Annotated in this window: 26 protein-coding genes and 2 pseudogenes; 19 read left to right on the forward strand and 9 right to left on the reverse strand. The window is 37.6% G+C overall.

Annotated elements, in window-relative coordinates:
• Positions 1–158 precede the first annotated feature (158 nt).
• The gene (locus tag ACIGHG_RS12555) at positions 159–359 is read right to left on the reverse strand and encodes an alpha/beta-type small acid-soluble spore protein (RefSeq protein WP_090918474.1); all 201 of its coding nucleotides are present in this window, start codon (positions 357–359) and stop codon (positions 159–161) included.
• Between the two features lie 252 nt (positions 360–611).
• Here ACIGHG_RS12555 and ACIGHG_RS12560 point away from each other — a divergent pair, with 252 nt between their 5' ends.
• Positions 612–806, forward strand: coding sequence for an alpha/beta-type small acid-soluble spore protein (locus ACIGHG_RS12560; RefSeq protein ID WP_090918472.1), 195 nt, complete (start codon positions 612–614; stop codon positions 804–806).
• A gap of 54 nt (positions 807–860) precedes the next feature.
• Positions 861–1,106 (forward strand): hypothetical protein, encoded by a 246-nt coding sequence (locus ACIGHG_RS12565; protein WP_336473806.1) that lies wholly within the window; start codon positions 861–863, stop codon positions 1,104–1,106.
• A gap of 45 nt (positions 1,107–1,151) precedes the next feature.
• On the opposite strand, the gene ACIGHG_RS12570 is transcribed toward ACIGHG_RS12565, so the two are convergent.
• A complete protein-coding gene (locus ACIGHG_RS12570) occupies positions 1,152–2,216 on the reverse strand; it encodes a YheC/YheD family protein (RefSeq protein WP_396548697.1) in 1,065 nt (354 codons plus the stop codon).
• Positions 2,217–2,558: 342 nt separating this feature from the next.
• Between ACIGHG_RS12570 and ACIGHG_RS12575 the strand changes: the two genes are divergently transcribed.
• The 3 genes from ACIGHG_RS12575 (at position 2,559) to ACIGHG_RS12585 (ending at position 4,260) form a co-directional block, all read left to right on the forward strand.
• Entirely contained in the window at positions 2,559–2,807 is a 249-nt protein-coding gene (locus ACIGHG_RS12575) for a hypothetical protein (RefSeq protein WP_336473804.1), read from the forward strand.
• A 108-nt stretch (positions 2,808–2,915) separates the two neighbouring features.
• Positions 2,916–3,272, forward strand: a complete 357-nt coding sequence (locus ACIGHG_RS12580) for a YlbF/YmcA family competence regulator (RefSeq protein ID WP_090918467.1) — start codon at positions 2,916–2,918, stop codon at positions 3,270–3,272.
• A 163-nt stretch (positions 3,273–3,435) separates the two neighbouring features.
• Positions 3,436–4,260 (forward strand): DUF4037 domain-containing protein, encoded by an 825-nt coding sequence (locus ACIGHG_RS12585; RefSeq protein WP_336473803.1) that lies wholly within the window; start codon positions 3,436–3,438, stop codon positions 4,258–4,260.
• A 195-nt stretch (positions 4,261–4,455) separates the two neighbouring features.
• On the opposite strand, the gene ACIGHG_RS12590 is transcribed toward ACIGHG_RS12585, so the two are convergent.
• On the reverse strand, positions 4,456–5,070 hold the full coding sequence (locus ACIGHG_RS12590) for a DNA-3-methyladenine glycosylase (RefSeq protein ID WP_336473802.1): 615 nt from the start codon (positions 5,068–5,070) through the stop codon (positions 4,456–4,458).
• A gap of 135 nt (positions 5,071–5,205) precedes the next feature.
• Between ACIGHG_RS12590 and ACIGHG_RS12595 the strand changes: the two genes are divergently transcribed.
• The 4 genes from ACIGHG_RS12595 to ACIGHG_RS12610 all read left to right on the forward strand — a co-directional run bounded on the left by ACIGHG_RS12595 (position 5,206) and on the right by ACIGHG_RS12610 (position 10,042).
• Positions 5,206–6,078 carry a Cof-type HAD-IIB family hydrolase gene (locus ACIGHG_RS12595; RefSeq protein ID WP_090918461.1) on the forward strand — a complete coding sequence of 291 codons (873 nt, stop codon included), beginning with the start codon at positions 5,206–5,208 and terminating at the stop codon, positions 6,076–6,078.
• 287 nt (positions 6,079–6,365) lie between these two features.
• Positions 6,366–7,856 (forward strand): coproporphyrinogen III oxidase, encoded by a 1,491-nt coding sequence (locus tag ACIGHG_RS12600; protein ID WP_336473801.1) that lies wholly within the window; start codon positions 6,366–6,368, stop codon positions 7,854–7,856.
• 141 nt (positions 7,857–7,997) lie between these two features.
• Complete coding sequence (locus tag ACIGHG_RS12605) at positions 7,998–9,554, forward strand: fatty acid--CoA ligase (RefSeq protein ID WP_396548703.1); 1,557 nt, start codon at positions 7,998–8,000, stop codon at positions 9,552–9,554.
• Between the two features lie 176 nt (positions 9,555–9,730).
• On the forward strand, positions 9,731–10,042 hold the full coding sequence (locus tag ACIGHG_RS12610; protein ID WP_336473799.1) for a hypothetical protein: 312 nt from the start codon (positions 9,731–9,733) through the stop codon (positions 10,040–10,042).
• Positions 10,043–10,414: 372 nt separating this feature from the next.
• On the opposite strand, the gene ACIGHG_RS12615 is transcribed toward ACIGHG_RS12610, so the two are convergent.
• Together ACIGHG_RS12615 and ACIGHG_RS12620 are read right to left on the reverse strand one after the other, a co-directional pair.
• The gene (locus tag ACIGHG_RS12615; protein ID WP_396548705.1) at positions 10,415–11,005 is read right to left on the reverse strand and encodes a TetR/AcrR family transcriptional regulator; all 591 of its coding nucleotides are present in this window, start codon (positions 11,003–11,005) and stop codon (positions 10,415–10,417) included.
• Positions 11,006–11,075: 70 nt separating this feature from the next.
• The gene (locus ACIGHG_RS12620; protein WP_336473797.1) at positions 11,076–12,125 is read right to left on the reverse strand and encodes an alpha/beta fold hydrolase; all 1,050 of its coding nucleotides are present in this window, start codon (positions 12,123–12,125) and stop codon (positions 11,076–11,078) included.
• A gap of 503 nt (positions 12,126–12,628) precedes the next feature.
• On the opposite strand from ACIGHG_RS12620, the gene ACIGHG_RS12625 reads away from it, so the two are divergent.
• Entirely contained in the window at positions 12,629–13,318 is a 690-nt protein-coding gene (locus ACIGHG_RS12625; protein WP_396548707.1) for a pseudouridine synthase, read from the forward strand.
• 33 nt (positions 13,319–13,351) lie between these two features.
• On the opposite strand, the gene ACIGHG_RS12630 is transcribed toward ACIGHG_RS12625, so the two are convergent.
• Both ACIGHG_RS12630 and ACIGHG_RS12635 read right to left on the reverse strand, forming a co-directional pair.
• Positions 13,352–13,825 (reverse strand): hypothetical protein, encoded by a 474-nt coding sequence (locus ACIGHG_RS12630; protein ID WP_336473856.1) that lies wholly within the window; start codon positions 13,823–13,825, stop codon positions 13,352–13,354.
• Positions 13,826–13,868: 43 nt separating this feature from the next.
• Positions 13,869–14,195 (reverse strand): O-antigen ligase family protein, encoded by a 327-nt coding sequence (locus ACIGHG_RS12635; RefSeq protein ID WP_396548709.1) that lies wholly within the window; start codon positions 14,193–14,195, stop codon positions 13,869–13,871.
• Positions 14,196–14,382: 187 nt separating this feature from the next.
• Between ACIGHG_RS12635 and ACIGHG_RS12640 the strand changes: the two genes are divergently transcribed.
• From ACIGHG_RS12640 to ACIGHG_RS12670, 7 genes are all read left to right on the forward strand, one after another.
• Positions 14,383–15,171: an enoyl-CoA hydratase gene (locus ACIGHG_RS12640; protein ID WP_336473794.1), complete on the forward strand. Its 789-nt coding sequence runs from the start codon at positions 14,383–14,385 to the stop codon at positions 15,169–15,171.
• Between the two features lie 85 nt (positions 15,172–15,256).
• Positions 15,257–15,592 carry a hypothetical protein gene (locus tag ACIGHG_RS12645; protein ID WP_396548711.1) on the forward strand — a complete coding sequence of 112 codons (336 nt, stop codon included), beginning with the start codon at positions 15,257–15,259 and terminating at the stop codon, positions 15,590–15,592.
• Between the two features lie 165 nt (positions 15,593–15,757).
• Positions 15,758–16,084, forward strand: coding sequence for a nucleoside triphosphate pyrophosphohydrolase (locus ACIGHG_RS12650; protein WP_336473793.1), 327 nt, complete (start codon positions 15,758–15,760; stop codon positions 16,082–16,084).
• A 234-nt stretch (positions 16,085–16,318) separates the two neighbouring features.
• Positions 16,319–16,774, forward strand: coding sequence for a GNAT family N-acetyltransferase (locus ACIGHG_RS12655; protein WP_396548713.1), 456 nt, complete (start codon positions 16,319–16,321; stop codon positions 16,772–16,774).
• Between the two features lie 144 nt (positions 16,775–16,918).
• The gene (locus tag ACIGHG_RS12660; RefSeq protein ID WP_396548715.1) at positions 16,919–17,968 is read left to right on the forward strand and encodes a M42 family metallopeptidase; all 1,050 of its coding nucleotides are present in this window, start codon (positions 16,919–16,921) and stop codon (positions 17,966–17,968) included.
• A gap of 389 nt (positions 17,969–18,357) precedes the next feature.
• Positions 18,358–20,403, forward strand: coding sequence for a glycoside hydrolase family 13 protein (locus ACIGHG_RS12665; RefSeq protein WP_396548717.1), 2,046 nt, complete (start codon positions 18,358–18,360; stop codon positions 20,401–20,403).
• Positions 20,404–20,706: 303 nt separating this feature from the next.
• Positions 20,707–21,474: a hypothetical protein gene (locus ACIGHG_RS12670; protein WP_336473790.1), complete on the forward strand. Its 768-nt coding sequence runs from the start codon at positions 20,707–20,709 to the stop codon at positions 21,472–21,474.
• Between the two features lie 389 nt (positions 21,475–21,863).
• Here ACIGHG_RS12670 and ACIGHG_RS12675 read toward each other — a convergent pair.
• Together ACIGHG_RS12675 and ACIGHG_RS12680 are read right to left on the reverse strand one after the other, a co-directional pair.
• A pseudogene (locus tag ACIGHG_RS12675) lies at positions 21,864–21,950 on the reverse strand (sigma 54-interacting transcriptional regulator); the annotation flags it as partial.
• A gap of 46 nt (positions 21,951–21,996) precedes the next feature.
• Positions 21,997–22,059, reverse strand: a pseudogene (locus ACIGHG_RS12680) (hypothetical protein); the annotation flags it as partial.
• Between the two features lie 207 nt (positions 22,060–22,266).
• Here ACIGHG_RS12680 and ACIGHG_RS12685 point away from each other — a divergent pair.
• Both ACIGHG_RS12685 and ACIGHG_RS12690 read left to right on the forward strand, forming a co-directional pair.
• Positions 22,267–23,271, forward strand: a complete 1,005-nt coding sequence (locus ACIGHG_RS12685) for a proline racemase family protein (RefSeq protein WP_396548719.1) — start codon at positions 22,267–22,269, stop codon at positions 23,269–23,271.
• Positions 23,272–23,487: 216 nt separating this feature from the next.
• A complete protein-coding gene (locus ACIGHG_RS12690) occupies positions 23,488–24,465 on the forward strand; it encodes an ornithine cyclodeaminase family protein (protein WP_396548720.1) in 978 nt (325 codons plus the stop codon).
• Positions 24,466–24,715 lie beyond the last annotated feature (250 nt).

Consider the following 24,715-nt stretch of genomic DNA (forward strand, 5'->3'; position numbering starts at 1 on the left):
TTTTGTTTAAAACATGGCATGTGGCAGGAAAAGGCCCTGACCGCTCCTATGCACGGCCAGTTCCTCTCGCCCTTTTAAAATAAGAAGAGTGGTTTTATGTTTGTGTATGTATATAGAAAGGTCTCAAGCGATGCTTGAGACCTTTTTGCCATATATATTTATTTTTGAAATCCGCCAAGGCTTTGTTCAGCCATTGCTACTAAACGCTTTGTAATTTCTCCACCTACTGAACCATTTGCACGAGCTGTTGTATCAGCACCTAATGATACTCCAAATTCAGTTGCAATCTCGTATTTCATTTGGTCTAAAGCGCTCTCTGCACCAGGTACTACTAATTGATTAGAACGTTGGTTTGTCATAGTATATGTCCTCCTTAGAGTGAGTTTTGGTTGGATTAGCTGGAGTTGAACCAGAATTGCCCCGTTTGGCACTAATCCATCGTGTGGAGTAATTGTATTCATAGTATGGATGATACGTAGAAAGATATGCGAGTTGTTACTTTGTAAAATTTGTAAAATGAAATAATGTCAAAAATTACACATGTTTTGTTTGGATAGAAAAAATATGCTTTTACATACTATGAATACACCAATACAAGGAGGTGAGATAACATGGCTAGAAACAATAGTCTTGCAGTTCCAGGTGCACAAGCTGCTTTAGATCAAATGAAGTATGAAATCGCAACTGAGTTTGGCGTACAACTTGGCCCAGATGCAACAGCACGCGCAAACGGATCTGTTGGCGGTGAAATTACAAAACGTCTTGTGTCTTATGCAGAGCAACATTTAGGTGGTTTCCAAAAATAAACGAAAATAGCTATAGGGGACGGGAATACCGTCCCTTTTTTTGGAGGAATCAAAATGGCGATATGTCCGCTTTGTAATGCATTAGAGTATAAAGAATACACTTGTCCTAATTGTAAGAGTCAACTGCAAGATTACGGGAAAGCGGTCGATTATTTAGGACCATATAGCGCATATCAGGATCAAGAACTGCTAGAGAAAGTTGATGGACTATCTGCACATGACTCAGAGCAGTATTGCCTTCATCTTTTATATTGCCCGCTTTGTGAAAAGCAAACCGAAATCACTGTACAGCTTATATGAAAACCCGTCTCAGCAAAAAGTTGAGGCGGGTTTTTTATAGCATATTTACATCTCCAGTTTACTGTTCTTGCTTCTGCTTATATGGCGGTAATAGTGAAGCGGTGCTGTGTATACTTTTTCAGCAAGATCAACATTGTGTTGAATAAAATTGGTGTAAGTAGGATTGGTATCTACTTGATATAGCCAAACAGCGCCGTTATTGTCCATTATAATAGAAAGTTCTAGTTCAAAAAGGTGAGAAGTGACGCCATCTAAAGCTTGGGGCGTTTCTTTCGTAATAATGTGTAAACTATCTTGTAATAATGTAAAGTCAATTTTTGATAGTTGGTGTTGCCACTTTGTAAACGGAATAAAACGTGTTTGCTCTGTAAGAGGAAATAAGAAAGAACAAGGTGTGTCGTCTATTTGAACTAACTTTTCTTGCTCTTCCCATGTACCTTGTTTGTTTTTCTGTAAAAGAGAGCGAATATGAACAGGAGATGCTTGCGCCATAGGCCGTACTGTATACTTACATGTTTGAAGCAATGATTGTAACCAAGATAAAAATGTATTTCTTGTTTGAAATTTTTTTGTTAGAAAGTGGTTTCGTTCTAATGTAGTAACATGAAACAGACGGTTTTGATAAGAAATGTGGTACATATTTTGTTTGGAAAGTGAATGCAACGGCTTTATAACCAGATCTTTTTTCATTTGTAATAGTTGTAACGTTGTCTTTTCATTTGCGTGTTTTATTAAGGGAACATAGGGTGCTAGTTTTTTGTTTTTTACAAGAATTTCATACATATCGGTTTCATTTGGAAGTTCATCGTTTAAAAATAAGGATTGCGGGCGTCTTTGAAGCCATTTGATAATAGGGAGCGCTTTTTTAAAATTTTTTTCATTTTTGTATGTGCATCGGTTGTATATGTGAGATGGAATGACAAATTGCTGCTCTATCCAATCTTGCTGATTGGCATCAAAGAGAAGTCCGTCAACAAGCTCTGTTTTTGGATTGATGTTAAAGGGAGTAAACTGTGCAACGGTAATGTGATGGGAGCATGCACGCTTTGCGATTTCTGTGTAGTATTCTCGCTCATGATGGAAACGTGATGTTAATAGTCCGAGGATCATGAGACAACCTCCTTTCATAGGGAGTTAAACGTGTATCTAATTGACTAATATTCAAAGAAATATTTCTTATACCAATTGCTCTGGATTTTATACAGAATATTTTTCAAAGGTAGGCTAGTATCTCGTTTGCTGGCGCATTATAGAGCATTTATAATGAAGGATATGTAATAAAGTGAAACTTCCATCTGTGTGGGGGTTCTTCATACCCCACAAATAGCGGGGTAAACTGCCTTCATACATAGAAGTTTTTTCGAAAACAAAGGGAGAAAGCGAGTAGCGGTCACGATTTGTTCTGTATAGCAGCGATTTATGTATATTTGAGAAACGGAAGGTTGATATAGTTTGAATATGTGGCTAAATTTATTAACAACAACAGGAATAGGCGCGGTCATCGGCTGGGCTCAAACAGCAGCGGACAAGCTTTTGATGAACGAGCAAACATTACATGAAGTGTTAAAGAAGCTAGATATGATTCATATGGAAGAACGAGTTACAAAGCAAATTGAAAATGATTACGTATTTAGGAGCATTACTTGGCGGCTTAATTGGAGCCCTGCAAGGGTTATTATTAATTATACTGTCATAAAGTGAATTTACTTCACATATGATACATAGTCTGATATCGTAAGAAGAGTATGTAAGTATCGAAAACATATAAACAGTGTGATAATGTATCACACTGCAAGGAGGATATATATAATGACAAAAAACATGCATGATGTTGCGTATGAATTACAAAAAGCAATTGCAGAACATCCAGACTTTCAATCATTAAAAGTGAGCTATGCAGAAGTACAAGCAGACGCAGAGGCGAAACAACTATTTGAGCGTTTCCGTATGATGCAAATGGAGCTTCAGCAAAAAATGATGCAAGGTGAGCAATTAACAGAAGAAGATAACCAAAAGGCGCAAGAAGTTGTAGCAATGGTACAACAAAATGCAAAAATTACAAACTTAATGCAAGCAGAGCAACGTCTAAATGTCTTAATCGGCGATGTAAACAAAATTATCATGAAGCCGCTTGAAGACTTATATAACGTATACATGCAATCATAAGAAAGAGGCACTTTCTCGTAAGCGAGGAAGTGTTTTTTCTTTTTCTGTACAAGTATGAAGATGGAATATTTAAATAGAAGGAATTATTGTTCTATTAGTAGAAATAAAGTATTTGTATGAAAGCTTAGGGGAGAGAGTTTAAAATTTTTATGGGGGAAATGACATGAATTTAATACAGAAATCAATAGAGATGGCAGCTATATATAAAGAAAATCCGAAAGTGGAAGCTATTATTTTAGCTGGATCTGTATCAAGAAATTGGCATGATGAAAATTCTGATATAGAGTTACATATTTTGTGGTCAAGAGCACCAGAAGATGAAGATCGTCAGGCACCGATACAACGTGTGGAAGGACAGATTTTGTCCTATTATCCTTATGAAGAGGAAGAGTGGTCTGAATCTTATATAACGAAAGAAGGTATTAAATTAGAAATAAGCAACTTTTTATCTTTGGCAGTGGAACGTTTCATTTCTGATGTGGTGGATAAGTATGAAACGGATTATAATAAACAATGTATTGTGGCTTCTATTCAAGATGGTGTGAGCTTGTACGGAGAAGAAAAAGTTAACATGCTAAAAAATAGAGTGGCAGAATATCCTGTAGAACTTTCCAAACATATGGTTTCAGAAAATCTTTGGATTGGAAATCGTTGGAATAACCGCGAAGCACTTTTGAAAAGAAAAGATTGGTTGATGTTCTATGATGTCATTTGTGAGGTGCAGAAGAAGTTGTTTGGTGTTCTATTTGGATTGAATCAAATGTATGTGCATCATCCTGCGTTTAAATGGATGCCTTTTAATACTGAACGCATGACAATCAAACCAGAAAATCTTCATGATCGAATGACTACTATTTTAATGGGCAATCCAGAAAAAAGTACAAAAGAATTAGAATCGTTAATTGAGGAAGTCATCATCCTTGTTCATGAACACCTTCCTGAATTAGATATTCGTGAACAAAAGAAGCATATGAGATATACGAAGTGATGGAAAGAAAAGGTGTTTTCATGTATCGAAAACACCTTTTTCGTTCATCCCGCTATTCGTGGGCAGTAAGCCCCACCATCTTAAGATAGAGAGAAGCGGAGAAGATAGGAGGGAGATAACTGCCCGTAAAAGCCCGATTGGTGAGAGCTTTCCATCAGTGGGGGATGAAAAAAACCCACTGATGGAAGTTTCACTTTATTTCGAAACAAACGGATGATCTTGAAAGTAAAAACGCCATGGATAGTGCACCGCTTCTTCGGCGTAATCAATATTAATACGAGGGCCTGCGGTGATGTTATATGTATGAGAAAGGTGATGTTCTGGAGAAACCTGTTCAACATATAGCTCATCACTCGTAAGGAGAAGCCCTTTTTGTTCTAACGTAATTCCCAGTGCTTTGCAGAGCTTTCCAGGTCCGTTTGTTAAGTTTTTGAATTGTGATTTCGTAATCGTTTGTTTACCGTATCTTGCTTGCTTCATTTCTTCAATACCTTCTACTGGCTCTAATGCCCGAATTAACACTCCTTGCGGGATACCTTCTGGTGCTGTAATGATATTAAAACAATGATACATCCCATAAATAAGATATACGTAAGCATGACCAGGAGCCCCGTACATAATTTCTGTTCGTTCTGTACGGCGCCCGCCATAGCTATGTGCCGCTTTATCATCAGGTCCTTTATATGCTTCTACTTCGACAATGATTCCGCTTCGTTTTATGCCATCTACAATGTGAACGAGTTTATGTCCAAGTAACCGTTTCGCAACGTCTAATGTGTCGCCTTCATACGAAGAGAGTGGCCATTTCATTTAGAAAACTCCTTTCATAGCTTTGTATCTTATTAAAGCAAATTCATTGCACAAATTCCAACTCGTTCTAATTAACAGCATCATTTCATAAATTAGTGATAGAACAGTGCAGCTAAGAAAAGGAGGTACTACATCATGATTTATCGTTTGTTAGCTCTTAATATAGATGGAACATTGCTGCTTTCAAATGGAAAGTTACAAAAAGGAACGCGTGAAGCAATTGAATTTGTAAAGAGAAAAGGTGTATACGTTACGCTATTTACAAACCGAAATTTTCAATCTGCTCACAAAGTAGCGAAATCATTAAAACTGGATTCGATATTGGTGACGCATGGAGGTGCATTTATTTCATCTTCATTAGATAAACCGTTAATTCAAAAACGATTATCAGAAGAAACAACATTTAATATTGTGCAGGTACTCGAACATTTTGAATGTAACGTTCGCATTTCTCATGAAAGGTTTTCGATTGGTAATCGCCAGCAGCATACACCAAATTTAATTGCCCGAACAGTCTTATCCACTTCGGATCCGTTATTTTATCCAGTTCAATTTGTAGATTCGCTTGGTGATGCACTGCGTGATCAACCGGTAGCTGCCCCGAAAATTGATGTGACATTTGCAAGTCAAAGCGAAAAGCAGCGTGCGTTTACGACTTTACAAAAATCATTTGAAAATGTGCATTTTATAGAATGCGGGAAAGTACAAATCGAAATCGTACCGCCTCATGTATCAAAATTACGCGGGCTGCAATTATTAGGTGAGCATCTCGGTATTGAGCTAAAAGAAATGGTAGCGATTGGAGATAGCTTCGAAGATTTAGATGTTATTGAAAGCGTTGGATTAGGAGTAGCAATGGGCAATGCACCGATTGAATTGAAAAAAGCTGCCGATTGGATTACACGATCAAATGATGAAAATGGCGTACAATATATGATTAAAGAACATTTCCGAAAGCAGTTTCCAATTAAGTTTTTAAACAATCACTTGCAAATAAAGAGATGGTAATCGGAAATCTCAGGCATTCGCCTGAGATTTCTAATATATCGAACTTTCGACACAATATAAAGATCATTCTGCGATATTTGACATAAATGTATCTTAGAAGAACATATAAGTCGCTGCTAATAACCTGCGCCGTACGTGGCAAAAAAAGGCCCTGACCGCTCCTATGCATGGCCAGACGCTCTTGCCTCCCTAAAAAAGAGGGTTTATTTCACTCCAATAGTTCCTTGTTGACCTCCTATCACCCTTCAAGTAAACTAAAGGAAGTTTGAAAATAGAAAAGGTGATGATTGTTGTTAATTTCAATTAAAACGTTACAAGATGATCGTTTTTTACGTCCGCTTCAAAATATTAGCGGCTTATTTTTTGAAGAAAGTACGGTAGCATTTGAACAAGAAGATGCAAATATTATTGTTGATATAAATATAGAAGGAAATGTGACGGCTTCTGCTCGTTTAACAGAAATCGCGACAGGAAACGTGTATGAAGAGACATTTTCGAAGGATTTATCGTCCTTTACGGAAGAAAAGGAACGTATGAAACAAGTGAAGCATGTTGTCTCTTATGTATATTTGTCTGTTCTTCAGCAGTTAACAGGCGTGGAGCAAAAGTGGGGCATCTTAACGGGTGTGCGCCCAACGAAGCTTCTTCATAAAATGCTGCAAAGCGGCATGACAAAAGAAGCAGCGCATAATGAACTGCGTGAAAGCTATTTAATTCATGATGAAAAAATTGAGCTGATGCAGCGTATTGTGGATTGTCAATTAGCTGTTGTTCCAGATTTATATCGTTTAAAAGAAGAAGTAAGTATTTATATTGGGATTCCGTTTTGTCCAACGAAATGTGCATATTGTACATTCCCAGCGTATGCGATTAATGGACGCCAAGGGTCTGTGGATTCATTCTTAGGCGGTTTACATTATGAAGTTCGTGAAATCGGTAAGTTTTTAAAAGAAAAAGGCGTGAAAGTAACGACGATTTACTACGGCGGCGGTACGCCAACAAGTATTACAGCTGAAGAAATGGACATGCTGTATGAGGAAATGTATGAATCGTTCCCGGATGTAAAGCAAGTTCGTGAAGTAACGGTAGAAGCAGGGCGTCCAGATACGATTACGCCAGAGAAGCTAGATGTGTTAAATAAATGGAATATCGATCGCATTAGTATTAATCCGCAGTCGTACCATCAAGAAACATTAAAAGCAATCGGACGTCATCATACAGTAGAAGAAACGATTGAAAAGTATCACCTTGCTCGCGAAATGGGTATGAATAATATTAATATGGATTTAATTATCGGTCTTCCAGGTGAAGGATTAGATATCTTTAAGCATACACTAGAAGAAACAGAAAAGCTGATGCCAGAATCGTTAACGGTGCATACATTATCCTTTAAGCGTGCTTCTGAAATGACGCAAAATAAGCGTAAATATAAAGTAGCAGGCCGCGAAGAGATTACAGCGATGATGCACGAAGCGGAAAAATGGACGGAAGAGCATAATTACGTACCGTATTATTTATATCGTCAAAAGAATATTTTAGGTAACTTAGAGAACGTTGGCTATGCAATGCCAAGTCAGGAAAGCATTTATAACATTGTGATTATGGAAGAAGTGCAGTCTATTATCGGTCTTGGTTGCGGTGCATCAAGTAAATTTGTTCACCCAAAGACGGGGGCGATTACGCACTTTGCGAACCCGAAAGATCCAAAATCATATAATGATGGTTATATAAAGTATACAGAAGATAAACTTACAATTTTACAAGAGTTATTTGGATAAGAAACTGCCAGTTTGGCGGTTTCTTTTTTTTGTAAAAGGTTGTCGAGAATGATCAGAAAAAGGAAGTAAAAATGAGCAGGAAATGTCTATTTGTGAACGAATTCATAAAATTATGAAAATTCAAAAGGGGGAATATGCGGTATGTATATGACTGTTGGCAGAATTTTTGATTTAGCTGTGCAAAAATATCCACAGAAAGAAGCGTTAGTAGAACCTGCAAAAAACATTCGCTTTACATATAAACAGTGGGATAGGGAGGTAAATAAAACTGCAAACGCACTTCTTGCAGAAGGAGTACGAAAAGGCGATCGCGTTTCTGTTTATTTATATAATTCACATGAATTTGTAACTGTTTACCTCGCTTGTACGAAGATTGGTGCAATCTTTAACCCAATTAATTTCCGCCTAAAAGCGAAAGAAGTTTCCTACATATTGCAAGACGCTTCTTCTAAAGTTGTTGTTTTTGAAAAAGAAGTTGAATCAACAATTGCTTTAATTGAACGTGACTTCCCGCATACTTCATTTTGGTACATTGAAGAGGACACACCGTCTTATGCCGCTTCTTATCATAAAAAAGTAAATGAGGCAAAGACAGAACTAGCCTACATTGAAGTTGATGAAATGGATTACTGCTCCATGCTTTATACGAGCGGTACGACTGGGAATCCAAAAGGAGTGTTGCATCGCCACCGTGATATGGCTGAGCATAGTATGATTTGTACATATTATTTAAAATATACACGTGATAGCGTTGGGTTAGTTGTTGCTCCGCTATATCACTGCGGCGAATTAAACGCTGGTATTTTGCCGCGCATTCAAGTTGGCGGGAAAAATGTGATTTTGCATCATTTTGATACGAAAACAGTGTTAGAAACAATTCAAAAAGAAAAAATTACAACGTTCTTTGCAGCACCGACAATGTGGAATATGATGCTGCAAGAAGATTTAAAATATGATTTAACATCGATGAAGATTGGAATTTACGGCGGAGCAGCAATGGCGCCGGCGCTTGTGAAAGAATGTAAAGAACGTCTGTATATCGATCTCGTACAAATTTACGGAATGACAGAATTTGGCCCTGTTATTGCCTTTCTTGTAGAAGAAGATCAAATTACAAAAGCAGGATCAGCGGGTACACCTTGCTTTAGTCATGAAGTGCGCATCGTGAAGTCAAATGAAGATGAACCATCAGAACCAGACGATATCCTTGCACCTTACGAAGTTGGCGAAATCATTGTACGCGGGCCAAGTATGATGGCTGGATACCATAACCGCGAAGAAGCAACAAAAAAAGTCATGTATAAAGGTTGGTATCATTCTGGTGATCTTGGCTATTTCGATAAAGATGGCTATTTATATGTGGCGGACCGTGTTGACGATATGGTCATTAGCGGCGGTGTGAACATTTATCCGCGTGAAATTGAAGATTTCTTGCATAGCCATGACGGTGTTTTAGATGTGGCTGTACTTGGAGAACCAGATGAACTGTGGGGTGAGCGCGTCATCGCGGTAGTGGTGAAGAAAGATGAGTCATTAACAGAAGAAGAATTAGAGCGTTACTGTAAGGAAAGTGATGAATTAGCTGATTATAAACGTCCTCGTCGTTATGAATTTACGAAAGAACTGCCGCGTAATGCGAGTGGGAAATTACAGAAGTTTGTGTTGCGTGAAGCTTTGAAGGAAGCGAAGCAATCCTAATATTATAGAGTGAAAGCACAGTTACATGTTTGTGGCTGTGCTTTTTCTTGTTAACTTGTTACACTAAACACATATGTTTAAATTGAATATTTTTACTTTTAAGTTATATTAAGCTATTTTGAGGATCTCATGATCACTATTGCTGTGATATGCAAGAAGGTATAGAAGGTGGGAAGATGGAGAAAAGAGTAAAAGATATAATGAATGCTACGCAGCTGATTTACGGCTTGTTAATTGTGCTAGGATTTATTCCAGGTGTTATGATGGTGGCGATTTTTGCTGGACCAGGTTCAGAAAAGGATATTTACAGGTGGTGCCTTTTCTATACATATCCTTGTTTTATCTTAACAGTCATAGTAACAGCAGTACTGGCAAGGAGATTTTATCGAAGAGGGAAATACAAGGTAATCAAATGGTTAAATATAATTCCTGCCTTTTGGTTGCTTTGGTTTATTTTCTGGTTCTATTATTGGAACTTACAAGGTTGAAAGTGTATGGGGAAATATTGAAATGCTCAGAGTAGTTCTGAGTATTTTTTAATACTAAAGTTAATTTCTATTTTATACTTTAAATCTAGCTTTTTAATAAAGTTTGATAAAAACATTGATTTTTAATCAAACTTATACAAGGACAAGAAAATCTAAACTAAATTTTTTTAAAGATTAATATATGTAAAATGACAATGAAGTTATTTAACTTTAAAATCTTCAACAAACATAACCCCGTTCTAAATTAAGGACGGGGTTAAAATATAGTTGTTTAATCTTTGGTGTGAATATTTACTAGTTTAAAATTCTCTTTACCAATTTCAGTTTATCCTTATAAAGTATAAAATCAGATATCAAAAGCTTCTCTAGAAATTATTTTGCCAAAATACGCATTAACACTTCCACATCTGGCAACCCATACTCTTCATCCCCCTGTTCCTGAGTGAGAAGACTGATGACGATGGTAAAATACCAGGTAAGCAGCTTTCGTGGTTCTCCTGGAGAAAATTCACTAGATTGTTGTCCTTTAATAAAGACTGGAACGAGCAGATCGATTAGACCATTCGTAGGAAGATGCTCAAAAATCCGGGTGACATTTTCTGGGACATCATCATCCTTACGAGCCCGTTCAATGAGCATAAAGGCGTATTTATTATTTTCATCAAGCATGTTTTCAGTTAAGTTTTTGATTTGCTCAAAGGGTGTTCCAGGCAAGTGTTGAACATGCTCGAGTTCCCTTCTCGCTTCTTCCATCAATTCTTCTATAAGTGTGCTGAACAATTCTTTTTTAGAATTGAAATAGCGGTAAATTAGTCCTTCGCTAATACTTGCTTCCTTAGCAATCAAGCTCATTTTTGTTCCTGTGTACCCTCGGCGGGCAAACACTTTAAGTGCGGCTTGCTTTATCTCCTCCCTGCGTTCGTCACGAATTTGATTAAGCTGCTGTCTGTTTAATGGAGACAATCGTTCCAACCTCCGTATCTTTGAAAAATGTTATATTCATTGTACCATCAAACTGGTAAAATTATTGTTTCTACAATGAAGAGATAGACGCGGGTGCCAGAGGACGTACTCTCTCTATCAACTCCTCAAGGAACTGATCGGCACGAGCAAAACAAGCGAGATGGCCAGCGTTCTTGATTAGAACAAATTCTTTGTAGGGGGCTTCAATCTCGTCGTAATATACTTTAGCCAGTTCAGTAGGTGTTAAAATGTCTTTATCTCCTTGAAAGATAAAGATTGGCACTTCAAACCGCAGTCCGAGTTTTTTTAAGTCAAAGGCCATTAATTCATTAAATAGCTGGTCAAGGGAAAAACTCATACCTTTAAAGATATCTATCATATCTTTAATTTTGTGTTCCGGGGATGAGAGCATTGAGGGCAAAAACAGGTCTGTAATCATATTGGGAACATCCTTTATAGCTTTAACTCTCAATCGATTTATCATGTCGTAGTCTTTACGACTCCAATGGGATATATCCGATCCCATTTTTTCAAGCAATTGAACACCTTTCGTATCACCTGCTGTACGAAGAGTGTTGACTGTTAACTCGTATAAAAGATTTTGTTTTTGTGGATCAGAGGCATTCTGATCTGTGCCAACATAGGCATAAAAAAGATCCGGTCGAAGTTTTGCCATCATGATACCAATTAGGCTGCCCACAGAGCTTCCGATAAGAATTACTTTTCGATGACCAAGTTTATCACACAAGTATTCTGCTACCTCTATCCCATCCTGCGCGAGACGGTCGAAAGTGATGGTTCCGCTGCCGTCTTTACCGTTCTTTCCAAAAGTCTTTCCTGCCCCGCGTTGATCCCACTGAACGATAATAAAGTGCTTCTCCCATGAACGCAAAAGCGGACTGAAGATGGAATAGGTCGAAGCCGGACCGCCATGAATCAATAACAAAACGGGGTTGTTCCGATTTTCGCCACGAATCGTGATCCACTGATCGATACCGCCAATTTTAACGTAACAGCCTTCTACTATGCTGTTTGCTGTGCTGATTTGAAGTTCTTTGGTATTCTTGCTCTGATTACGCTTCCTCAAAACGATTTCCCGTAGGATATTTGTTTGGTTCATTTGAACATGCCCTCTTCCTTTTTTTTGAATGAGTGAATGACTCACTCATTATCATATTGAGGTATTTTATGGAAATAGTCAATGGTAAATCTTCATCAAAATATCTGATAAGATTTCTTTATGGATTCTTCACCACAGAAAATTTAATTCAACATCGTTTTTACTCCATTAAATGGCCCGGAATGACTAGAGTTTTTAACTTTATCATATCTGGCGAGAAGATCCCTACCTCAAGCGTGAAACGGTAGGTGGGGGTAGTTCAATATCATAAAACAGTTAATATCAAAAGTTTATCGCTGCGATTGAATAATACATAAAAAAGAAGCTTTTTCTTAATGGAAATACATAATTTTAATATTAATTATCAATCTTTTTTTATAAATTATCGGATTTGATTTCAAATCCACATCAAATCTGAACCTGTTCATTATAATGTTGTATGTGTTTTCCGTAATCCGTTCATGATAGAATGGGAAAAGCGCGAATAAGGAAAGGGATTTTACATGAGGATTAATAAATTCATCAGCGAAACAGGTTATTATTCAAGAAGAGAAGCGAATCGTCTTATTGCTATGCAGCGAATTACTGTGAACGGTGAAATTTGTGAGCCTGGACAAGAAGTAGAGCCAGACGATATTGTACTTGTTGATGGGAAGCCAATTCCGAAGAAGACGCATCCTATTTATATTGCATTAAATAAACCGGTAGGGATTACTTGTACAGCGGCGAAGCATATCGAAGGAAATATTATCGATTTTGTTAATTATCCAGAACGCATTTTTCCAGTGGGCCGCTTAGATAAAGCATCACAAGGATTAATTTTAATGACAAATGACGGCGATATCGTAAATAAAATGATGCGCTCTGAATATGGTCACGAGAAAGAATACATTGTCACAGTCGATAAGCCATTTGATGATGCCTTCTTAAAAGGAATGGCCGGCGGCGTCACAATTCGCGATGGACAAACAAATCCGTGTGATATATATCGGATTAGTGATTGTGTATTCCGCATTATTTTGACGCAAGGGATGAACCGGCAAATTCGCCGGATGTGCCGAGCATTTGGCTATACCGTTACGAGGTTAGAGCGCATTCGGATTATGAACATAACAATAGACGGAATAGAGACAGGACAGTGGCGCGATTTGACTGAGGAGGAACTGAGTGAGCTCCTTGCGCTGTTAGGATAAAAGAAGGAGGTGATCGTTTTGATCACCTCCTTACTATTTGCGAGTAAATCCTTCTTCATCAAGGTATTGTGCTGCTTCTTTGTAAGAGTTAAATGTACCATCTAACTGTATCCCAGCATAAACGTTCCACATATCTTCATCTTCTTTAATAAGAGTTAAGATATGCTTGTCCTCATTTACCCACTCTTCTTCTTGAAAATTCTCCGTAATAGCAACTTCTTCTACTGGTTCTTGTGACAGGGCAGCAATTGATTTTTCAAGTAAGGAGCGAAGTTCTTCCGCTGAAAAATCGCGGATGTTCACCATTCCTTTATCGTTTGTTTTGTAGCCTTTTAGATGCCCGGCATAGACAAACCCATTTCCATTCGGGTGTAAATGATATACAACGTTCTTTTTATCTAGGCGACTTTCTTCATAATGAAAATTAATTCGTCCTAGAGAGACAGTTTTTCTTTCTAGCTCAGGAAATGATTCAATAATCGTTAATTTTTCTTCAAAAGTTAGCATAGGTCCTCCGTAATTGTAATTAATAATGTGATGGTTCATTATATCACTCTGCTTGTAAGTCCACAATCAGATAAGCGAGCAAGGCAACAAAGAAAATGCTGACAGCTGGTGCGGTAAATACATGTCCGGCTGTTATGATAACACCTAGTAGGCAAATATATGCGAGAGACTTTTTATTTTTCTGATAAATAAATAGATAGATCATCGCAAGAAGCATCACGCTAAAACGTACGATAATACTTAATGTTGCATCCATATGTAACATTTGAATTGACAGTGATGTTAATAAATCTAGGACAGGTTGCAGTGCGATGAATAATAGAAAGAAATACGTGAAATGATGTTCCTTTTGTATCCATTTGGTACTCATTTTGTCCCTTTTCATAATCGAAGAAATGAATGTGTGTTATTTTTTACAATATACTATTTTGGTAAATAAATGGAATGTAAAAATGTTTTTTGTGTAAATTCGACAGAAAATTAAGAAAAAAGAAGGTTTTTGAAAGCCCTTTCTATAATTATATAAGGATAACAGATTATAGAAGGAGAGAGAGTTTATGACAGTTTCTAGTAAGGCGGAATCAGTAGTTGTACAATATGAAGGGCGAGTTGCGACGATTATGCTAAATCGTCCAGAAGTGTTAAATGCATTAGATGAGCAAACGTTAAAAGAACTACTACAAAAGTTAAAAGAAGTAGCTGAAAGTTCTGTTCATGTCGTTGTGCTATGCGGAAACGGCCGTGGCTTTTCGGCGGGCGGCGATATTAAATCGATGTTAGCAAGCGGAGATGAAAGTGCGTTTGATGGCATTATGAATACTATTTCAGAAATTATTGTAACGCTGTATACAATGCCAAAGCTTGTAATTAGTGCAATTCATGGTCCGACAGCAGGGCTTGGACTTAGCATTGCCTTAACAGCTGATTACGTAATGGCTGATATTTCATCCATTATTGCGATGAATTTTATTGGAATCGCTTTAATTCCAGATGGCGGCGGCCATTTCTTCTTGCAAAAACGTCTTGGCGAGCATATGGCAAAAGAGATCATTTGGGAAGGAAAGAAATTACCAGCGAGCGAAGCGCTTGAAATAGGCATGATTGATGAAGTAATCGGTGAGAATTTCCAAGATGCAGTGAAACAAAAAATTAGCGAATGGCTGCAAAAACCAATCGCCTCTATGATTCAAACGAAGCAAATTTTAGCTGAATTAAACCGCCCTTCGTTAGAACAAACACTTCAGCTTGAAAAACGCGGTCAATATGCAATGAGAAAAACGGCGGACCATAGAGAAGGAATTACTGCGTTTTTAGAGAAGCGTCCTCCGGTGTTTAAAGGGGAATAAAAGTTTTACAAAAATAGAAAGTGTTAACACATTTTTTGTATAATGGTGTTAGCACTTTTTTTTCGAATGATAGAAGGAGATATGGATGAGTCGCAAACAAAAAAGAATAATTATGAGTATTATCGGGGTATGGCTACTCATATACATATTGTTACACCGCACACCGACTGCAGCCATTCGAACTGAGATGTTTTTATCTGGCAATCCAAAGGCAGCTATGCAAGGTAAGATTGAGAGAATGAGAGATCCATATGATGGCGTTGTCCCAGATCACCTCCGCGCTTTTTACGATGTGCCAGAGAAGGAATATGAAAGGTATCATTTTCCAGAAATACGTCACATTTCATCTAGCATTGATATGTCGTCAGCTTGTGTAAGAAAACGGTGGTTTTTATATTATGCAGAGTTAGGGTGCTTTTAAGCATATAAATCCAGTTTATTTTTCGTCGCTATTATACATAGCTGCTACTTGCTTTCGTCTTTTGTTTTAAACTTTGCATGTGGCAGAAACAGGCCCTGACCGCTTCTATGCGTGGCCAGATGCTAAAAAGAAAGAGTTTTTTAATTTGTATTTGGAGGTGTTCTCATGTCAGCTTATAATAAAATCGTCCGCGACCGTGTACCAGAAATGATTTTAATGTCTGGTAAAACATATACATCGAAAAAATTAAGTAAACAAGAGTACATAGAAGAACTATCGAAAATTGGCATTGAAGAAATGCGTGAATTTGCATCTATGCAAGAACGTGAGCATGCATTAGATTCTTTAGCCGATGCATTAGAAGTGATTAAAGCATTGGCGCAAGCAGAAGGTGTAACGTTAGAAGATATTGAGCACATTCGTAAAGAGAAAGAAGCGGAGCGCGGCGGATTTGAAAAAGGTGTGTATTTAGTAGAAGTGAGTGAGGAGTAAAGGGCATCGCAGTACATGCGGTACCTTTTATCCCGCTATTCGCGGGCAGTAGATTGCGAGGAATCCGAAGAAGATAGGTGAAGTATAAAAAAAACCACTGATGGATGTAGCTTTTAAATAAAGTTTGATTAAATCTTGTTTTCATGCAAGATTTTTTCTTATTGAACGAATCTTAATAAATAATTACGTTATATATATTTTTGAATAAATATATATTATCGGAGAGGTTGAAGTATGGGGATTATTAATAAACAGATAACTCTCGATGAAATAGAGATAATAAGAAACCCATTAGATAAATTGCATGAATACCATAACAGTAAATCAAAATTTTTTTCTGGTGATTATCCAAGAATTACATTTGAGGAACGTATTGAAGAATATAAAAAAAATTCAAAGTATGGAGAGTACAGGATTGAATTATTGATTGAGTCAGAAACAGACAATATATTAGGATTTTGTATAGCATATAGTAAAAAAGTAAGCGGGAAGATTGAGGTCCTATTTGTTGATGAAGAATATCGAAGAAACGGATTGGGTTTGAAATTAATGAATAGTGCAATGGAATGGTTTAAAGAAAAACAAATATACGAAATTGAATTAACAGTAGTGTATGGGAATGAAGCTGTATCGTTTTATCAGAAATTGGGATTCTATCCACGTTCCATTATTATGACAACTAAATCATAACGATAGTATGGGGATATCTTCTTGTTCAATTAAACGGTGTTTTAATGAAATAAAGATTACAGGAAGGAAATTTCACTTTATTTCTATTTCATTGTTTTTCTATTATACTGAAAATTGGAAAGATAAAAGAGAGGGGAAAAACATATGGTACATAACGTAAAAGACACAATGGAGCTTATTAAACAACTCGTTTCAATCCCAAGTCCATCCGGAAATACGAACACAATTATTCGTTTTATTGAGGACTATGTAAAAGAGTGGAATGTAGAAATGAAGCGCAACAATAAAGGCGGCCTTATTATAACGGTAAAAGGGAAAGACGATAAGAGACAACGTCTACTTACTGCTCATGTTGATACACTAGGCGCAATGGTAAAAGAAATTAAAGCGGACGGACGCCTGCGATTATCAATGATTGGCGGATTTCGCTGGAATGCGGTAGAAGGAGAGTATTGCGAAATCGAAACAGCGAGCGGTAAAACGTATACTGGTACAATTTTAATCCATCAAACGTCCGTACACGTGTACAAAAATGCTGGAGAAGCAAAACGTGACGAACAAAACATGGAAATTCGTATCGACGAGCGCGTATCTTCACCAGAAGAAGTACGTGAACTTGGCATCGAAGTAGGAGATTTCGTATCATTTGACCCGCGCGTTCAAATGACAGACAGCGGCTACATTAAATCTCGTCACTTAGATGACAAAGCAAGTGTAGCAATCTTACTGCAATTAATTAAAAGATTACAAGACGAAAATGTGAAACTACCATACACAACGCATTTCTTAATTTCTAATAATGAAGAAATCGGTTATGGCGGTAACTCCAATATTCCAGAAGAAACAGTAGAATACTTGGCAGTTGACATGGGAGCACTTGGCGATGGTCAAGCATCAGATGAATACACAGTATCAATCTGTGCGAAAGACTCGAGCGGTCCATATCACTATGCAATGCGCAAACATTTAGTAGAACTTGCGAAAGCAAACAATATTGAATATAAAGTGGACATTTATCCATTCTACGGATCTGATGCATCAGCAGCAATTCGCGCCGGAGCAGATGTAAAACATGGACTTATTGGTCCCGGTATTGATGCGTCTCACGCTTATGAGCGTACACATGAGACATCGATTGCGCATACGGAGGCGCTTGTTTATGCGTATGTACAATCAGAGTTAGTAGAAGAATAAGGAAGAGAGAAAAGAGCTGATTCTTTGGTAGAAATCAGCTCTTTTTTGTATGAGAATAATGACGGTATATATATAAATCCATTTTCATTTTTCGACATATAAGTCGCGGCTATGCAGAATACAACATGATTTGCTCCCCCTTGTTTTAAACCTCGCATGTGGCAGGAAAAGGCCCTGACCGCTTCTATGCACGACCAGATGCTCTCGTCCACCCTAAAAGAAAAGTGATTTTTTAACTTTATAGTATTTTCTTTTCATATTTTAGAGAATGTCTCAAATGAAATAGACTTGAATCATCATGTTAAAAATTCGACGAAGTAATCCGTTTACTTTTGATAGATTACTAATATAATAGGAATGAAAGCACTTACATTCTTGGGAGGTTTATCATGGGGAAATTAAAGAAAGATAAAAAAAAGCGCTCATTTATGCAAACGATTGCTCTATCAACACTTGTTTTAGGGACATCCTTACTGTATGCGCCAGCTTCATCCTCGGCCTACGCTGCCACTAACGACAATAATGTGGAGTGGAATGGTTTATTTCACGACCAAGGTCCTGTCTATGATAGCGCGCCAGAACCGACATCTGCTCAAACTGTGACGCTGAAATTCCGGACGTTTAAAGGGGATACTACTGGTGTCAATATAAAGTACTATGATACTGCTGATGGATCGTTCCGTGTCATTCCGATGTCGTGGGTTTCCGGCGATTCTACGGGAACGTTTGATTATTGGCAAGGAACAATCCCTGCTAGTTCTTCGCGAAAATATTACCGTTTTCAGATTACTGATGGGTCTTCTTCAGTTTGGTATAATGCTAACGGTCCTTCTGCATCTGAACCGTCATCAGGCGATTTTCATATTATCCCGAATTTTAAAACGCCGGACTGGATGAAGAATGGTGTTATGTATCAGATTTTCCCTGACCGCTTTTATAACGGTGATTCCTCAAATGACGTGCAAACGGGTGCATATACTTATGACGGCACATCAACTGAGAAAAAAGCTTGGGGGAGCAGTGTCTATGCTGGTTCTGGTCATACGAACAACCTTGTGTTTTTCGGCGGTGATTTGGCGGGAGTAAATCAAAAGCTCGGTTATATTAAACAAACGCTAGGAGCTAACATTATTTACTTAAATCCAATTTTTAAATCTCCTTCTAATCATAAGTATGATACACAGGATTATATGGCTGTGGATCCTGCATTTGGAACAAACGAAACTTTGAAAGCGTTGTCATCAAGTGTTCATAGCACAGCAAATGGGGAAAAAGGATATTTAGTATTAGATGGTGTATTTAACCATACTGGAGACACTCATACATGGTTTGATAAGTACAATCAATCTTCCTCTTTAGGAGCTTTTGAGTCTCAATCTAGCCAATGGTCTAATTATTATACATTCCAGTCTTGGCCGAATACATATGCTAGTTTTTTAGGATTCAACAGTTTGCCTAAGCTAGATTATGGAGCTAGTGGGTCACCAGTAAGAAATCAAATCTATAATAATAGTGATTCCGTAGCAAAAACGTATGTAAAAGCACCGTATAATATTGATGGCTGGCGATTAGATGCACCTCAATATACAGATGCTGGCGGTGCAGATGCTGGTGGAGGAAATGGTGGTAGTTTGGTGAATCACCAAATTTGGTCTGAATTCCGAAGTGCTGTGAAGTCTGTAAACGGGAATGCAGCAATATTTGGTGAATATTGGGGAAATGCAAATTCTTGGACAAATCAAGGGAACCAATGGGACAGTGCCACAAACTTTGACGGATTTACACAACCAGTTTCTGAGTGGATCACAGGAAAAGATTTCAATAGTAATGCAGCATCCATATCTACTTCCGGGTTTGATAGTTGGTTAAGAGGTACGCGCGCTAATTATCCGACAAACGTTCAGCAAGCGATGAGCAATCATTTATCCAATCACGATATTTCGCGCTTTCGTGAACGTGCGGGCGGCGATATTTGGAAGACATATTTAGCGCTTATTTTTCAAATGACTTATATTGGTACGCCAACAATCTATTACGGAGATGAATATGGTATGATGGGCGGTGCCGACCCTGACAACCGCCGGACGTTTGACTGGTCACAAGGTACGACTTCCAATCGAGCAGTAGCTTTAACGCAAAAACTCATCAGCATCCGTAACCAATATCCGGCGCTAAGAACAGGCTCATTTATGACGCTGCAAACAGATGATGCAAATAAAATCTATTCCTATGGCCGCTTTGACAAGGAAAACAGAATTGCAGTTGTACTTAACAATGATTCTACCGGCCATAGCGTAACCGTTCCTGTATGGCAACTAAGCATGCAAAATGGAAGTGTTGTTACAGACAAACTGACTGGTAAAACGTACACAGTACAAAGCGGAACTGTTACCCTTACGGTTGATGGACATTACGGTGCAATTTTAGCGCAATAAATCGTATGACTATTTACATGGAAAGCTTTCTACCAGCTAAGCTGATTACATCCATGAACGATTAATCTCGAAATCTTAAAGTGTTTTTGAAACAAGCGAAGGCTTCCTCGATTTCAGCGAGGAAGCCTTTGTTATTTTTTGTAAATGACTTTTCCATTTTTTCAGATAGAACGTCGCTTTTGTAAATATATAAATATGCAATTTTACATATGTTACTAAATCTATCTACATCTTTAAAACTTAATGTTAAGATTATGCAGGAAGATAGCGTAATTATTTTTGAAAATAAGGAGGAATTGAGATATGTTCGTGAAAAGAAAACTACCTATACTTACGTTCTTATTATTATTATTTAGTTTAATCGTAACTGTTTTTCCTACAAATTCTGCTTATGCAGCTGAGGACGATCGTATACTTGATATATACGGTGATCCAATTACTACAAATAAAGATTACATCCTAGTAGATAAATATTTATGGGTGACAGGTATTCCTTTTGAAAAACGAGTGGCACCTGTAGGTCAAAATAGACTTGGGGTAACATATGAGAAGTTTGCGGGTTGGCATTATGTAATTCAATATAAAAATTCATCTTATTACGGTGATGCTGAAAAGCATAAGGATACAAAAGGTAATGAGTATTATGGTACACCTATCAATTTTGAAGCGCCGGCTGGAGTAGAGAGTGATGGATATATAAGAAATAATGCGCCAATTACAATGTCAATGTGGATTGGGGGACCAAATGCTGATGCAGGAGGAACAAAAAAATATGTAAATGCAGGCAATCGAGGCTGGATTTATTTTAGTGACCAATCAAAAAGCGCGTTAACAGTTAAGAAAAAAAATTCGAAGGAAATAGATTTAGTAACAGGTAAAACGGATTATCTTAGAGATAAAACGGGTAGACCTTGTGATTGGTACAGTGCAGATCCACAAAATTCTAGCTATGGAGTTGTAACAACTTTCCAACTAGAGTATTCAGAGCAACCATTTGCAAATCGAGATAAATTGTGGGGAATGGCTGCCTCTGAGGACTACGCTGGCTATGAATTAGTACCTTTACAATAAAAAATCTATTACATCTAGCAACAAAAAAGCGAAGAATAATAAATATTCTTCGCTTTTTCATGAAGTTCTAGGGATGGAAGCGATGCTATGTATGGAATAGTCTCGCTTTTGCTATTATAACAAAGTAAATGATTTATATTTTATGTAATATTGCATATATGGATTTTTAAATCATTTCATTTTCCGACATATAAATTGCTGTTATGCAGAATACAACATGACCGTTACTTGCTTGCTCCCTTTATTTTAAACTCCGCACATGGAAGGAGAAGGCCCTGACCGCTTCAATGCATCATGTCCTCCCCTAAAAAGAAAGTGGTTTTATGTCGTTTTTCAAGATATATACATGTAGTTTCTACTTATACTCTTCGCTACTTGGTACAATCCTATACTTCATCTAGAAATAAAGTTCCACCGTCTACTAGTTCGATTTTTCCTGGTTTGCCTCCTTTTGCAGGTCCTGTATAGGCTCCCGATAATATCTTCTTTCTTTATGTTATACATTTTTTCTGCTTCTTTATTCAAATAAAGAATTTCGCCATTTGTATTTACAATTGAAATAGTCTCCTCTACAGAAGAGAGCAGCGTATGATTTCATTTTTATCACCTCTTTTATCGTTTTGTGTAAAAGAAAGTAGACACTGGTAAACAAATCTGTCGCTAAAAGGATACACTTTTTTGAAAAAGTGTAAAAAAATTTAACTAAATATTAATTGTCTTGTGCGTTTTATGAGTTGGCACGGTACTTGCTAATAAAAAGTATAGAGAATACAAATAACGGGGGGACAAGAAATGAATATTAGTAAAACGTACACAACAATTGATGCACATGTAGCGGGGGAGCCGCTTCGTATTATTACAGGCGGAGTACCAAGGATTGAAGGGAAAACGCAATTAGAAAGACGCGCTTATTGCATGGAGCACTTAGACCATCTTCGCGAAGTTTTGATGTATGAACCGAGAGGACATCACGGTATGTATGGTTGTATCATCACGCCGCCGGCAAGTCCGCATGCTGATTTTGGAGTATTGTTTATGCATAATGAAGGCTGGAGTACAATGTGCGGCCATGGAATTGTCGCTGTAATTACAGTAGGAATTGAAACGGGCATGTTCGAAGTGACAGGTGAAAAGCAAAGATTCATTATTGATAGTCCTGCAGGAGAAGTGATCGCGTATGCAAAATATAATGGAAATCAAGTGGAATCTGTGTCATTTGAAAATGTACCTTCTTTTGTTTACAAGAAAGGTGTTCCAGTAAAAATTGATGACTATGAATTTCAAGTAGATATCGCTTTTGGAGGAGCTTTTTATGCAGTTGTCGACAGTAAAGAATTTGGTTTAAAAGTGAATTTTAAAGATTTATCTGCTATTCAAACGTGGGGCGGGAAAATTAAACATTACATTGAAAGTCAGATGGAAGTAAAACATCCTCTCGAAGAAGGCTTAAAAGGCATATACGGCGTGATCTTTTCTGATGAATCAAACGGAACAGATGCGACGTTACGAAATGTGACCATTTTTGCTGATGGGCAAGTAGACCGTTCTCCTTGCGGCACAGGTACGTCAGCGAGACTAGCAACTCTTGTTGAAGATGGAGTATTGCAAGAAGGCGGAAGTTTCATCCATGAATGCATTACTGATGGACAATTTGCCGGAGAAGTATTGTCATTAACGAAAGTAGGCGAATATGACGCGGTGATTCCGAAAGTTACTGGTCAGGCGTTTATTACAGGATTTCACCAATTTTTAATCGATCCAAGAGATCCGTTAAAACAAGGGTTTTTATTAGCATAATGTTGGAGAAGAATTGCTTTCTGATTATATATACAAGTTAAAAAAACAACATAAAAATCCCTTTCTTTTTAGAGGAGGGACGAGGGTATCTAACTGTTTATAGAAACGGTCAGTGCTTTCTATACCAAAAAATGAAAATAGATTTATATAGAAAACAACTCTTCTTGCAAGGCGGATTATATTGACAACAAAAGACTCGGGAAAGGACGGGATACTATGTTAGTTATAAATGCAGCTGAACAAAGAAGTTTAGTAGATATGAAGGAAGTAATTGAATGTGCGGCGATTGCTTTACAAGAGTTTTCGGCAGAAAGAACAATCACTCCGATTCGCTACTCGCTGCCATTTGCGAATTCACAAAATACCGCATTAATGATGCCTTCCGTAGCGGAAGAACTAGGAGCACTTGGAGTAAAAGTAGTAACGGTAGCACCGAATAATCCGAAAATAGGAAAGAAAACAATTAACGGGGTTGTGATGCTGTCTGATTTTCAAACAGGCGAACCGCTCGCTCTTTTAGAAGGTTCATATTTAACAATGGTTCGAACAGGTGCCTTATCAGGCGCTGCAACGAAATACTTAGCTCGCCAAAATGCGAAAAACTTATGTATCATCGGTACAGGAGAACAAGCGAAAGGACTTGTTGAGGCTATGTTTACTGTGCGGGACATTGAAAACATTATGCTTTATAACCGGACAGAACAAAAAGCTGCCGAGTTTGCCGAGTATATTCAGGAGAATTTTAATAAACCTGCCTGCGTATACGAAGATGCAAATGAAGCAGTACGCGAGGCAGATATTATTGTCACGACAACGAACTCTTTAACGCCAGTTTTTTCAGACGCATTACAACCTGGTGTTCACGTAAATGCTGTCGGTTCATTTAGACCAGCGATGCAAGAACTTCCTTCACACGTCATTTCATCAGCTGACAAAGTAGTAGTCGAATCAAAAGAAGCAGCACTAGAAGAAACGGGTGATCTGCAAGTTCCAGTGCAAGAAGGAGTTTTCAAAGAAAGCGATATTCACGCAGAACTTGGACAAATCATAAGCGGAGAAAGAACGGGCCGGGAAAACGATCAAGAAATTACCGTCTTTAAATCTGTCGGACTCGCTGTTGTGGATATTGTCGTGGCGAAATATTTTTATGAGAAAGCTGTTAAAAATGGGATGGGAACTCGAATTCAGTTGTGATTGTTTTCCCTATTGCATGGTGAAATGTGTTGGAAGGTCGATATATTCCAAAGAACGATCGATATTGTATGAGAATGTGAATAAACATGATAAAAGGACTGCTAAGGGGCAGTCCTTTGTCTGGTTCACTTGATCGGCGGGGCAAAATTTCGCATGTGGTAATCTCTTTAAAAACGGTATGTTTAATATATAAATATGAAATTATGCATATTTATATATTATATAATAATATGTAGGTATAATTTTTACG

Source organism: Bacillus sp. NPDC077411 (assembly GCF_044543425.1).
Lineage (GTDB): Bacteria > Bacillota > Bacilli > Bacillales > Bacillaceae_G > Bacillus_A > Bacillus_A bruguierae.

Excerpts from the sequence above, each read along its gene's own strand:
- ACIGHG_RS12590 (WP_336473802.1), bottom strand. The coding sequence starts at position 5,070 with ATGAAATGGCCACTCTCTTCGTATGAAGGCGACACATTAGACGTTGCG.
- ACIGHG_RS12630 (WP_336473856.1), bottom strand. The coding sequence starts at position 13,825 with ATGCTAACTTTTGAAGAAAAATTAACGATTATTGAATCATTTCCTGAG.
- ACIGHG_RS12585 (WP_336473803.1), top strand. The coding sequence starts at position 3,436 with ATGAATTTAATACAGAAATCAATAGAGATGGCAGCTATATATAAAGAA.
- ACIGHG_RS12670 (WP_336473790.1), top strand. The coding sequence starts at position 20,707 with ATGTTCGTGAAAAGAAAACTACCTATACTTACGTTCTTATTATTATTA.
- ACIGHG_RS12635 (WP_396548709.1), bottom strand. The coding sequence starts at position 14,195 with ATGAGTACCAAATGGATACAAAAGGAACATCATTTCACGTATTTCTTT.
- ACIGHG_RS12650 (WP_336473793.1), top strand. The coding sequence starts at position 15,758 with ATGTCAGCTTATAATAAAATCGTCCGCGACCGTGTACCAGAAATGATT.
- ACIGHG_RS12640 (WP_336473794.1), top strand. The coding sequence starts at position 14,383 with ATGACAGTTTCTAGTAAGGCGGAATCAGTAGTTGTACAATATGAAGGG.
- ACIGHG_RS12660 (WP_396548715.1), top strand. The coding sequence starts at position 16,919 with ATGGTACATAACGTAAAAGACACAATGGAGCTTATTAAACAACTCGTT.
- ACIGHG_RS12610 (WP_336473799.1), top strand. The coding sequence starts at position 9,731 with ATGGAGAAAAGAGTAAAAGATATAATGAATGCTACGCAGCTGATTTAC.
- ACIGHG_RS12685 (WP_396548719.1), top strand. The coding sequence starts at position 22,267 with ATGAATATTAGTAAAACGTACACAACAATTGATGCACATGTAGCGGGG.
- ACIGHG_RS12560 (WP_090918472.1), top strand. The coding sequence starts at position 612 with ATGGCTAGAAACAATAGTCTTGCAGTTCCAGGTGCACAAGCTGCTTTA.
- ACIGHG_RS12665 (WP_396548717.1), top strand. The coding sequence starts at position 18,358 with ATGGGGAAATTAAAGAAAGATAAAAAAAAGCGCTCATTTATGCAAACG.
- ACIGHG_RS12625 (WP_396548707.1), top strand. The coding sequence starts at position 12,629 with ATGAGGATTAATAAATTCATCAGCGAAACAGGTTATTATTCAAGAAGA.
- ACIGHG_RS12620 (WP_336473797.1), bottom strand. The coding sequence starts at position 12,125 with ATGAACCAAACAAATATCCTACGGGAAATCGTTTTGAGGAAGCGTAAT.
- ACIGHG_RS12645 (WP_396548711.1), top strand. The coding sequence starts at position 15,257 with ATGAGTCGCAAACAAAAAAGAATAATTATGAGTATTATCGGGGTATGG.
- ACIGHG_RS12655 (WP_396548713.1), top strand. The coding sequence starts at position 16,319 with ATGGGGATTATTAATAAACAGATAACTCTCGATGAAATAGAGATAATA.
- ACIGHG_RS12595 (WP_090918461.1), top strand. The coding sequence starts at position 5,206 with ATGATTTATCGTTTGTTAGCTCTTAATATAGATGGAACATTGCTGCTT.
- ACIGHG_RS12580 (WP_090918467.1), top strand. The coding sequence starts at position 2,916 with ATGACAAAAAACATGCATGATGTTGCGTATGAATTACAAAAAGCAATT.
- ACIGHG_RS12555 (WP_090918474.1), bottom strand. The coding sequence starts at position 359 with ATGACAAACCAACGTTCTAATCAATTAGTAGTACCTGGTGCAGAGAGC.
- ACIGHG_RS12565 (WP_336473806.1), top strand. The coding sequence starts at position 861 with ATGGCGATATGTCCGCTTTGTAATGCATTAGAGTATAAAGAATACACT.
- ACIGHG_RS12605 (WP_396548703.1), top strand. The coding sequence starts at position 7,998 with ATGTATATGACTGTTGGCAGAATTTTTGATTTAGCTGTGCAAAAATAT.
- ACIGHG_RS12570 (WP_396548697.1), bottom strand. The coding sequence starts at position 2,216 with ATGATCCTCGGACTATTAACATCACGTTTCCATCATGAGCGAGAATAC.
- ACIGHG_RS12690 (WP_396548720.1), top strand. The coding sequence starts at position 23,488 with ATGTTAGTTATAAATGCAGCTGAACAAAGAAGTTTAGTAGATATGAAG.